Annotated in this window: 9 protein-coding genes and 2 riboswitches; all 9 genes read right to left on the reverse strand. The window is 38.1% G+C overall.

What is annotated here, in order from left to right:
• Positions 1-4 precede the first annotated feature (4 nt).
• Complete coding sequence (ptsP, locus tag SB717_RS02660; protein WP_045292764.1) at positions 5-1726, reverse strand: phosphoenolpyruvate--protein phosphotransferase; 1722 nt, start codon at positions 1724-1726, stop codon at positions 5-7.
• Positions 1726-1992, reverse strand: a complete 267-nt coding sequence (locus SB717_RS02665; protein WP_013056011.1) for a phosphocarrier protein HPr — start codon at positions 1990-1992, stop codon at positions 1726-1728. The genes ptsP and SB717_RS02665 overlap by 1 nt, the downstream gene beginning before the upstream one ends.
• An 18-nt stretch (positions 1993-2010) precedes the next feature.
• The gene (gene ptsG / locus SB717_RS02670) at positions 2011-4065 is read right to left on the reverse strand and encodes a glucose-specific PTS transporter subunit IIBC (protein ID WP_074678480.1); all 2055 of its coding nucleotides are present in this window, start codon (positions 4063-4065) and stop codon (positions 2011-2013) included.
• Positions 4066-4336: 271 nt separating this feature from the next.
• Positions 4337-5185, reverse strand: a complete 849-nt coding sequence (gene glcT, locus SB717_RS02675; RefSeq protein WP_034653500.1) for a glucose PTS transporter transcription antiterminator GlcT — start codon at positions 5183-5185, stop codon at positions 4337-4339.
• Positions 5186-5316: 131 nt separating this feature from the next.
• Positions 5317-6189 (reverse strand): hypothetical protein, encoded by an 873-nt coding sequence (locus SB717_RS02680; RefSeq protein WP_410903149.1) that lies wholly within the window; start codon positions 6187-6189, stop codon positions 5317-5319.
• A 356-nt stretch (positions 6190-6545) separates the two neighbouring features.
• Entirely contained in the window at positions 6546-7016 is a 471-nt protein-coding gene (gene ribH, locus SB717_RS02685) for a 6,7-dimethyl-8-ribityllumazine synthase (RefSeq protein ID WP_013056007.1), read from the reverse strand.
• 91 nt (positions 7017-7107) lie between these two features.
• Positions 7108-8301, reverse strand: coding sequence for a bifunctional 3,4-dihydroxy-2-butanone-4-phosphate synthase/GTP cyclohydrolase II (locus tag SB717_RS02690; protein ID WP_074679393.1), 1194 nt, complete (start codon positions 8299-8301; stop codon positions 7108-7110).
• A 16-nt stretch (positions 8302-8317) separates the two neighbouring features.
• The gene (ribE, locus tag SB717_RS02695; RefSeq protein ID WP_098621514.1) at positions 8318-8977 is read right to left on the reverse strand and encodes a riboflavin synthase; all 660 of its coding nucleotides are present in this window, start codon (positions 8975-8977) and stop codon (positions 8318-8320) included.
• A gap of 278 nt (positions 8978-9255) precedes the next feature.
• Positions 9256-9406: riboswitch (FMN riboswitch) on the reverse strand.
• A 107-nt stretch (positions 9407-9513) separates the two neighbouring features.
• A complete protein-coding gene (locus SB717_RS02700) occupies positions 9514-10548 on the reverse strand; it encodes a YkvI family membrane protein (protein WP_234483647.1) in 1035 nt (344 codons plus the stop codon).
• Between the two features lie 344 nt (positions 10549-10892).
• Positions 10893-10999: riboswitch (SAM riboswitch) on the forward strand.
• Positions 11000-11084: the final 85 nt, after the last annotated feature.

The following is an 11084-nucleotide window of genomic DNA, read 5'->3' on the forward strand; positions in this document are numbered from 1 at the left end:
TTTATTATCCAATATGAAAAGTTGATTTTACGAACTCAATAACTTCTTCTGTAGAAGACATTGATAGAATTGTATCTAAATGAGGTTCGATATCAGCTTTTGATAATTGACGGATTTGAGAACGAGCTTTCAAGATAGATGTTGCACTCATTGAGAATTCATCTAAGCCTAAGCCTAAGAGAATTGGAATTGCAATCTCATCTCCTGCCATCTCTCCGCACATGCCTACCCACTTACCTTCTTTGTGAGCCGCTTTGATTACCATATTCACTAAGCGAAGAATCGCTGGGTTATACGGTTGATATAAATAAGACACGCGCTCATTCATGCGGTCAGCAGCAAGCGTGTATTGAATTAAATCGTTTGTTCCGATAGAGAAGAAATCTACTTCTTTAGCAAATAAATCTGCGATTACCGCTGAAGAAGGAATCTCTACCATCATCCCTACTTCGATGTCTTCCGAAACTTGTACGCCTTCTTGTTGAAGTTTTGCTTTTTCTTCTAAAAGAATAGCTTTTGCTTGACGGAACTCATCAACAGTAGCAATCATCGGAAACATAATTTTCAGATTACCGTATACGCTTGCACGTAGAAGCGCACGAAGCTGTGTACGGAACATGTCTTGCATCTCTAGACATAAGCGAATGGCACGGAAACCTAAGAATGGGTTCATTTCTTTTGGTAGATTTAAATAAGGAAGCTCTTTATCTCCACCAATGTCAAGAGTACGAACAACCACTGGTTTGCCTTCCATACGTTCAAGAACTGTTTTATAAGAAGTAAACTGCTCTTCTTCCGTCGGAAGCTCTTCGCGGCCCATGTATAAGAATTCTGTACGATAAAGGCCAACGCCTTCGCCGCCGTTTTCTAATACGCCTTTTACATCTTCCGGTGTACCAATGTTAGCAGCAAGTTCAACATGATGATCATCAGCTGAAACCGTTTTTTCATTTACAAGCTTAGCCCATTCAGCTTTTTGTTCTGCATACTCAGCTGCTTTTTTCTCGTAAGCTTTTACTGTTTCTTCGCTTGGATCAACGATAACTTCGCCATCTAAACCATCAACAATTACTAATACGCCGTTTTGAATGTCTTCCATAACTGTTTTTGTACCTACAACAGCTGGGATCTCCATTGAACGCGCCATAATTGCTGAGTGAGAAGTACGTCCGCCAATATCTGTTGTAAATCCTTTTACGAACTTACGATTTAACTGTGCTGTATCAGACGGGGTTAAATCTTCTGCGATAATGACAACTTCCTCTGAGATTAAGCTTGGATTTGAAACGTTTACACCTAAAAGATGAGCTAATACACGCTTTGTTACGTCGCGGATATCAGCAGCACGTTCTTTCATATATTCATTATCCATTGACTCAAACATATTAATAAACATTGCCGCTACTTCATCAAGTGCATGTTCAGCGTTTACATTTTCATTCGTAATTTTATCTTTAATTGGATTAATAAGTTCAGGGTCGCTTAGAACTAATAAGTGAGCTTCAAAGATTTCTGCTTTGTCATCTCCAAGTTCTTTACGAGCATGCTCTCTAATAATTTCAAGTTCTGATTTTGATTTTTCTAGCGCAGCTTCTAGACGTGCTACTTCTGCTTCAACTTCGGTTACTGATTTTTTTTCAACGGTTAATTCTGGATTTTCTAAACGAAATGCTTTAGCAATAGCAATGCCGCTAGAAGCGGCAATGCCTTGAATTTCCTTTGTCATTATTCGCCTAATCCTTCTTTGCTCATTGTATCTTCAAGAGCAGCAAGTGCATCTGCTTCGTCAGAACCTTCTGCAGAGATAGTGATTGTAGCGCCTTTTTGAATACCTAAAGACATAACGCCCATGATTGATTTTAAGTTTACAGTTTTACCGTTGAATTCTAAGTTGATATCAGAATCAAATTTGCTTGCTGCTTGTACTAAAGTTGTTGCTGGACGTGCGTGAATTCCTGAGTCTGCTGTTACTGTAAATGTTTTTTGTGCCATGTTAAATCAATCTCCTTTTTACTTTGAAATGTTAATAATATTTGCTTCTTGTTGAGAAACTTGGCCCTGCTTTAAGATATCAATTTTTTCATCAGCTTGTAAATTCGTGAAAATGATCGGCGTAATCGTCGATGGCGCATTTTCTTTTACAAAGTCTAAATCAATTTTCAATAGAGGCTGTCCTTTTTTCACTTCATCGCCTTGGGCAACTAAAGCTTCAAAACCTTCGCCTTTTAAGTTAACTGTATCAATACCAACGTGAATTAAAATTTCACGTCCAGTCGTTGATTCAATACCTAAAGCATGTTTCGTCGGGAATAAGTTTACTATTTTTCCGTCCACTGGCGCAACTACTGTGCCTGTTTTCGGAATAATCGCAAAACCATCACCCATTAATTTTTGTGAAAATACCTGATCTGGTACTTCCGATAAAGGTACCAATTCTCCCTCAATCGGTGAAACAATATCATTACCATTATCGCTTCCTACTTCAGATGTTGCAACAGGTTTTTCAATTGTTTTTGTCTCTTCTTTTGTGACAACCGGCGTTTTTCCATTCATAATGTCTTGAATTTGACCTTTTATCGTGTCAGATTTCGGACCGAAAATAGCTTGAATATTGTTACCAACTTCAAGAACACCAGCTGCTCCAAGTTTTTTCAAACGGTTTTTATCAACGTTACCCACATCATCTACTGAAACACGTAAACGCGTAATACAAGCATCTAAATGTGTAATGTTTTCTTTACCGCCAAGTGCAGCCAAAATATTTGTCGGAAGCTCTGCTGCTTCTACTTTTACATCTTCTTCTCCCTCTTCTTTATCTTCACGACCCGGTGTTTTTAAGTTAAATTTACGGATTGCAAAGCGGAAACCGAAGTAGTAGATAACTGCTAGAACTAAACCTACCGGAATAACTAGCCACCATGCTGTGCGGTTTTGCATAACTCCAAATAGAACGTAATCGATAACCCCACCTGAGAATGTCATGCCGATTTTAACATTTAATAATTGCATAACCATAAACGACAAACCTGCAAATACTGCGTGGATTGCAAATAGTACTGGTGCTACGAATAAGAACGAGAACTCAAGCGGCTCTGTAATACCCGTTAAGAAAGATGTTAAAGCAGCTGAACCCATGATACCAGCTACATATTTTTTGTTTTCAGGACGAGCTTCGTGATAAATTGCAAGAGCGGCTGCTGGCAATCCGAACATCATGAACGGGAATTTACCAACTTGGAATGTTCCTGCTGTTAAAGGCACGCCATCTGCTAATTGAGCAAAGAAAATCTTTTGGTCACCGTGAATATGTTGACCTGCTTTATTGACATAATCACCAAACTCAAACCAGAACGGAGAGTAGAAGATGTGATGAAGTCCAAATGGAATTAATGAACGTTCAATCAATCCAAATACAAACGCTGATAAAGTTGGGTTTGCATCAATCATGTTAGTAGAGAAAGCATTTAATCCGCTTTGAATTGGCGGCCAAATGAAAATCATAATAACACCTAAAACAATTGAAAATACCCCAGTAATGATTGGTACAAATCGTTTTCCTGCAAAGAACCCTAAATAAGATGGTAATTCAATATTGAAATAACGATTATACATGGATGAAGCTAAAATACCTACTATGATACCCCCGAATACACCCGTAGCTAACGTAGGAATTCCTAAGATGCTAGTGTAAGCTGGATTGGCACCCATTTTGTCAGGATCTAGTTGTCCTGTAGCAACTAAGATTGTGCTCATCGTTTTGTTCATAATTAAGTAGCCTACGATTGCAGCAATACCTGCTACACCGTCACCACCAGCTAAACCAACGGCAACACCAACGGCAAACAATAGCGATAAGTTATCAAATACAATTTGACCCGCCTGCGACAGAACATTTGAAACCAATTGAACCCAGTCTGCACCAAGTGCTGGTACTGCATCCAACAATGTAGGGTTTTGAAGCGCTGTCCCTACTCCAAGTAAAATCCCTGCTGCCGGTAAAATCGCAACCGGTAACATAAGCGCTTTTCCGACTTTTTGTAATACTCCAAAAAGTTTTTTAAACATGGCGCTTACCTCCTTTTATATATTTAGTGTGCAACAAGCTATTTATTTGATACGTGAATCATTAACGCGCTTTCATAAAACGCTTTCTTTAACTAGAAAACTTATTACATGTCCTGGTGTCCTGAAGCCTAAGTTTTAAATGATTGCGCTTTCTTACAACAAAAAAAGGCATGAGGAAAAAGAAACGATAAATGGATACACTCATCCAATTACACATCGCTTCATTTCTCACTCATGCCTGATCGTATCAGTAACACGTATTGAAATGATTTTATAAATCCGTTTTTGTTATAAGTCGCTGCAGATGCATCGTTAAGTAAACTGCTTCTGCTTCATACACAGGTAAATGTAACGCTTGCTGCATTACTTTTATCACTTTCCAAGACACATTGTAACACAGGGGATATTCTTCTTTCAATAGCAAAGCAATTTTTTTTGGCTCTTCTATTTTTTCTCCTGTTTTTACTCGATCAATCGCAAAATGCAAATGACGAATCAATCTCATATAGTGTACAGATTCTTTGTCTACCTGCAGATGAAGCGATTCTTCAATCACATTAATAATCGTTTGAATAAGCTGCGAGTCTTGATTCACTTCCAGCAGGTTTTTTTCAGTCAGCGCACTATGGATATGAAGCGCGATAAAACCAATCTCTCCTACCGGAAGCTGGACGCCTATTTTACGACTAATGATCTCTACCACTTCAGATGCGATCGTATATTCCTCTGGATATAAGGCTTTTGTTTCCAGTAAAAATGGATTTTTGAGGCCCATCCCCTGCTGAAAACGTTTTATTGCAAAGGCGATATGATCTGTCAATGAAATGTGTATATGCTCATTCAAAGGAATATTAACGCGTTTTTGAATATGCATTACAATATCATTCATCATTTCAATCACGTCTTCATCCACCTGAGCTAAAAGCTGCTTGTACTGTTCTTGCTCTTCTTCACTCTTTAACAAAAACATTTTTTCCACAGCTTTTGCATCGATTTCATCGCCTTTTTTCTTGTTGAACCCTATTCCTTTCCCAATTAGCACAACTTCATCATAGGTAAGGTGTTTAGCAATTAATACATTATTATTAAGTACCTTTTCTACAAAAAAGGACTCTTTCACGAATCCTTCACTCCCCTGTTTCGGCTTTCTATTATTTGCTTTCCTATCTTACAAATAATACGCATAACCGTCAATTCATTTTTCTTTATTTCAAATATTATTGAACTAAACTATTTGAGTTACGTATTATCTTAGTAGTTCTTCGCTGGAAACGCAACGTCTTTTTTACTCTTCCCATAACAATTTTTCATAATAAAATGTTGAAGCATAACGCTCAGAATGAATATACCCGCTTGTAAAAGCGTAAAAAGAACAAGTGAAGTGGTAATAGATACCAGCAAAACCCCATAGTGAATCAGCCAAATATCTACTATACGCAGCCCTGCTATAATCATTCCAGCTCCAATAAAAAATTCTTTGACTACACTCCAGACGAGGAGAATCGTAACAATACAAACATAAATCATTGTTGCATTTACGGAATCATGAGTAGCCGACGCAAACCATCCGGTATAAAACCAATTATTATGAAAATATGCTAACAGCAGAAACATAATAGTAGAAGTAATGGCGAGCATTCCGAGAAAAAATGTAGCGTAATGCACAAATGTCATATACCGTTCTGTTAGCCATACATACCAAATCTTTGAAATACTAAAGCCTATAGTCATTAAAACGCCTGTATAAATTGTTTTCCACCAGTGATGTGTATAAATATCCCAGTGTAAAAATAATTCTTCAATCCCCATAAACATAGCCGAAATAAATAAAATATAGCGAAATTTTAATTGATAAGCAGCTACCACCATAGCCATTATTGGAAAAGCAAACGTTTGAGAAGTTAAGGACCCAAACAAATTATCAAAATATTCATTGGTCATAAAATCAGGATCGTACTCGTAACTTTCAAACAGCACAAATACGACATACTCTAGTACATAAGCCATTCCAATGATAAAAAAAAGCAAAACGACTAGCTTTTTATCCTTTTTACGTATGAATACTGTAAGCAAAACGACTGTGCTGATAATAATCAATGCAAAAAAAGCAGTATAATGAGGCATAGACGTCTCCCTTTTACGACCTAATTATTATTTAGAGTAAGACGTTTTAGCCAAATTATACATGGCTAGCTTCTATTCAAAAGAGATTGAGACATACTACATCAATCCAATCTAAAGGCGAACAAACGGGATACATGAGATAGTATGAATCGCTTGCTGCACTGCAGTTGATTTCTGTGCAAGTCTTCGCCTTGCTCTCCAATCAACAGTCAGAAGCCTGCATACAGGAAACCTACGTTGTAACCCTAACCATGAAAAAATCCGAACGATGAATCGTTCGGATCTTCTTTTAACTACCATAATTTTGTTTCAGCCTCTTTTAACTCTTCAGCTTATAAAAACTGGAATGATCTTGATTATCCTTCAATCATTTTTGAAAGGTTAGCCATTTCGATAGCTGATGCTGCAGCTTCCCATCCTTTATTTCCTGCTTTTGTTCCTGCACGTTCAATTGCTTGCTCAATTGTTTCAGTTGTTAATACGCCAAAGATAATTGGCACGCCTGTTTGTAAGCTTTGAGATGCAACGCCTTTTGCTACTTCATTACATACAAAATCAAAGTGTGGAGTAGCTCCTCGAATAACGGTTCCTAGCGTAATAACTGCATCATATTTTTTAGATTCAGCTAATTTTTTGGCGATTAAGGGAATTTCATAAGCGCCCGGCACCCAAGCCACGTCTACATCTTCATCAGCTACGCCGTGACGTTTGAGCGCATCTTCTGCTCCACTAAGTAAACGGCCTGTAATAAATTCATTAAAACGACCTACCACGATTCCAATTTTTAATCCTGTGCCAACTAAATTTCCTTCATATAAATGATTCATTTCTTGTTCCTCCTGCTAGTAGTAATATATAGTTATTTACATTTCTTTTCATGTATTAGCTTCATTTGTTATAACGAAAAAAAGTGTAAACTTATAAATGTAATAAATGACCTAATTTTTTAGCTTTTGTATCTAAGTATTTTTTATTGGCATCCACTGCCGGCATTTGAAGAGGCACTCGCTCGACCACTTCAAGGTCGTAGCCTTTTAGCCCAGTAATTTTACGAGGATTGTTCGTTAAAAGCTTCATTTGTTTGACTCCAAGGTCTTTTAAGATTTGAGCACCGATTCCATACTCTCGTAAATCCGCAGCAAACCCGAGCTTTTCATTCGCTTCTACGGTATCGTATCCTTCTTCCTGCAGCTTATATGCTCTTAGCTTATTTAATAAGCCAATGCCTCTGCCCTCTTGACGCATATACAGCAGAATGCCGCGTCCTTCTTCTTCAATTTGCGTAAGAGCCGCGTGAAGCTGAGGACCGCAGTCACAGCGCTCAGAGCCAAACACATCTCCAGTCAAACACTCGGAGTGAACGCGAACGAGAACGGGGCTATTATGATCAATATCACCTTTGATAAGAGCCACATGTTCTTTATTATCAAGTTTATTTGTATATCCTACAGCCTTAAAATCACCAAATGCCGTAGGTAAGCTCACTTCTACTTCTCGGCTAATCAGCTGGTCATGTTTGCGACGGTAGGCAATCAAATCTTTTATTGTGATCATTTTTAAATCGAATTGCTCTGCAATCTTTGTTAAGTCCGGTACGCGTGCCATTGTTCCATCTTCATTCATGATTTCACAAATAACACCCGCAGGTTTCCCTCCTGCTAACACGGCTAAATCAACAGCAGCCTCTGTATGACCCGCACGCTGCAGAACGCCCCCGTCTTTTGCAATCAATGGGAAAATATGTCCTGGGCGTTGAAAATCACTTGCTACCGTCTCTTCATTTACAAGAGCCATAACGGTAGCAGAGCGTTCGTATGCACTGATACCTGTTGTACTTGAAATATGATCAATACTTACTGTAAATGCTGTTCCATGTACATCCGTATTGTTCGCTACCATCGGGTGAAGATTCAATTTATGCGCAATTTCTTCATTAACAGGTGTACAAATTAATCCTCTTCCATGAGTAGCCATAAAGTTAATAACCTCAGGCGTCGTTTTTTCAGCTAATGCAATAAAATCTCCTTCATTTTCTCGATCTTCATCATCGCATACAATAACCACTTTTCCCTTTTTCAACTCTTCAATGGCTTCTTCTACTTTATGAAACATCTCTTTCACCTCACTGTTAATTTGTAAAACCATGCTGCTGCAATAAATCCTTCATATTACCTGACCGATTCGAGGCGCCAGGAGTTGACTTGTTAGCCATCATCTGATGCATATATTTAGCTAACATATCGCATTCAATATTCACCTTGTCTCCTCGCTGTTTGTCTCCTACGACCGTGTGAAGCACCGTATGAGGAATAAGAGAAATAGTAAAGGATTGGTTGCTGACATCAAAGATAGTAAGACTTGTTCCGTCTACGGAAACAGATCCTTTTAACATCATAAATTCACGAAGTCGAGGGTCAACTTGAATTTCATAGTAAAAGGCATTTCCTTTACGTGTTTTGCTTACAATGGTTCCAATTCCATCAACGTGTCCGCTAACAAAATGCCCTCCAAACCGTCCATTTGCAGCCATCGCCCGTTCTAAGTTAACACGTGATCCAACGGTTAGAAGCTGAAGGGTACTTGCTTTAATCGTCTCGGGCATGACGTCGACCGTAAATTCATTTTGAGAGTAAGCCGTTACGGTTAAACAAACGCCGTTAACTGAAATACTGTCCCCTAAGTTCACATCTTCTAACACGGTCTTCGCATCAATCGTAAGAACAATTGCTTCTGTAGCCTTTTGAATACGTTTTATTTTTCCAATTTCTTCAATAATACCTGTGAACATTTTCTTCACCTGCTTTGGCGCTATTCCAACTTCTTATGCCGTTTTGAAATAGCAGCTGCTTTTTTTTCATATTTATCTTTCCCCCAACCACTGAAAATAAAAAAGCCCCTTGAACAAATGTCCAAGGGGTCGGCTGAGCTGAATCAGTTTTATCTATGCAAAATTCCGCTAATTGTATACGAAATAAACAGTTATGTTTTGTGTACAAAAACAAGGGTAACTTTAAAAAAGGCAAACCTCTCCCTTATTAATACAACACAAAAAAACAACTGTGCTTCCTGATCCTTCTCCCATCCAGACTTTTACTGTCGGCTCTAGATTTTAACTAGATCCACCGCTAACATACATCGTATGAAAACGGGTCACGGGCTTAAAAGCATAAGCTTTATCACCGCCGGTTGGGACTTACACCCGACCCCGAAGGATAATATATTCGACTGCTAGAGTCTTATTTGTTTTACATTATAGCAAAGTAAAATCGACTTGTCACATCATTTAACTTCGTTTTTTCACATCTGTTCTTTAAAACCCGGCTTTTAGCTTATTTTTTCTTTTTTAATACATAGCATCCATACAAAAGCTAGTCCAATATAGCCAAATATCGGATACAGAAACCCAAGAAGCTGGGCATATCCGAATTGCCCAATAATAAAGCAAGCCAAGATAATAAACGCAAAAGCTTGTTTGTCATTCAGGGGAAGAAATGACTGAAGCTGCTTAGCGATTCCAAATACATTTCCAATCAATGTAGTAAAAATCTCACCTAACACAACTACCGTAAATAAAACATTCACCCACGCTGAGATATTTTTAACAACGGCACTCATCGGAATATCAAGTTGAAATGAATAAGGCAAATTGGAAAGGGCAAGATGAGTAGAAACAAGCATAAACGTAAGTACGCATCCTCCTATTACGGCCCCTTTTTTAATCACGCTCCTATCTTTCACGGAGCTTCCTAATGGAACCAAAACGGCTTGAGCCAAAGCTAGATTTAGGGAAATGTATAAAAAGGGACTAACCGCCCACTTCCACTGTGTGACAAGCGTTAAATCCGGCTTCGTTTGAATCAGTGAGAAATAGCTGATATTTGGCACAAAGATGATAAAAGCAAATGAAAGCATCATCGGGACAACAAGAGAATTAACCATTAAAATACCGTTAATTCCTCTTGCGATAAATATATAAGTTAAAACAATTGTAAAAATCATCCCAACAGGAGGCCACAGCCCAAACTGTTCTTTTCCTATTGCCCCCGTACTCGCTAGCATGACTGAAGTTACTCCAAATAAAATGACAATCATTACACCGTTTACCGCTTTTCCAAGCACATCACCAAATAAATATGTATTAAGCTGCTGATAAGAAGAAGCCCCAATTGCGTGCGAAAGCAGCATCATTTTCGAACCTAGCCAAATAAAAAACAAGCCGCTGACCAAAATTCCAACCATTCCAAGTTCCCCGTACTGTGTAAAAAATTGAACGATTTCCTTGCCTGTTGCAAAACCGGCTCCTACAACGGTGCCTACATACGTAGCAGCAACCTGCAGCGTGAGTTTCCACCTTTTCATGCCCATCACCCTTCTACCCTTCATAGTTCACTATATGTAGAAAGGGTTAAAAAAAGACGAGCCTTTTTACGTGTAAATCTATGCATTTCCCAGCGCTTATGCCTTTGCGTTCATTTTTTATTTTTCCTTTTCTTTTTGTATTTCTCACAAAAAACTCCTTAACCCCTAACATAACAGTCATTTTCAAACAAAATATACGGATATTTTCCCTTTAGCTTTTAAATTTTCCTCAATATTTGCTGGAAATTCACAATTTACTGTTGTATAATTTCTAAAAATCAGATAAATTATTAAATAAGTATTCTTTCTATTCAAAAAAATATGTTTCAATTATATACAATTGATTCTTATCATGAGAGGTGGAGGGACTGGCCCTTTGAAACCTCAGCAACCAGTCGTTAGAGACATGGTGCTAAATCCAGCAAGCAATTTATTGCTTGGAAGATAAGAAGGCGAAAAAAGTCTTCTTCTTAAGAAGACTTTTTCTATTTTATCGGCATATTGCATAAAACGAATCACTCGTGAAATAGAAGCGG

It is taken from the genome of Priestia sp. SIMBA_032, assembly GCF_046535215.1.
Classification (GTDB): Bacteria; Bacillota; Bacilli; order Bacillales; family Bacillaceae_H; genus Priestia; species Priestia aryabhattai.

Bases quoted from the DNA above. Each gene is read 5' to 3' on its own strand.
- ptsP (WP_045292764.1), bottom strand. From the start codon at position 1,726: ATGACAAAGGAAATTCAAGGCATTGCCGCTTCTAGCGGCATTGCTATT.
- SB717_RS02665 (WP_013056011.1), bottom strand. From the start codon at position 1,992: ATGGCACAAAAAACATTTACAGTAACAGCAGACTCAGGAATTCACGCA.
- ptsG (WP_074678480.1), bottom strand. From the start codon at position 4,065: ATGTTTAAAAAACTTTTTGGAGTATTACAAAAAGTCGGAAAAGCGCTT.
- SB717_RS02680 (WP_410903149.1), bottom strand. From the start codon at position 6,189: ATGCCTCATTATACTGCTTTTTTTGCATTGATTATTATCAGCACAGTC.
- ribH (WP_013056007.1), bottom strand. From the start codon at position 7,016: ATGAATCATTTATATGAAGGAAATTTAGTTGGCACAGGATTAAAAATT.
- SB717_RS02690 (WP_074679393.1), bottom strand. From the start codon at position 8,301: ATGTTTCATAAAGTAGAAGAAGCCATTGAAGAGTTGAAAAAGGGAAAA.
- ribE (WP_098621514.1), bottom strand. From the start codon at position 8,977: ATGTTCACAGGTATTATTGAAGAAATTGGAAAAATAAAACGTATTCAA.
- SB717_RS02700 (WP_234483647.1), bottom strand. From the start codon at position 10,548: ATGAAAAGGTGGAAACTCACGCTGCAGGTTGCTGCTACGTATGTAGGC.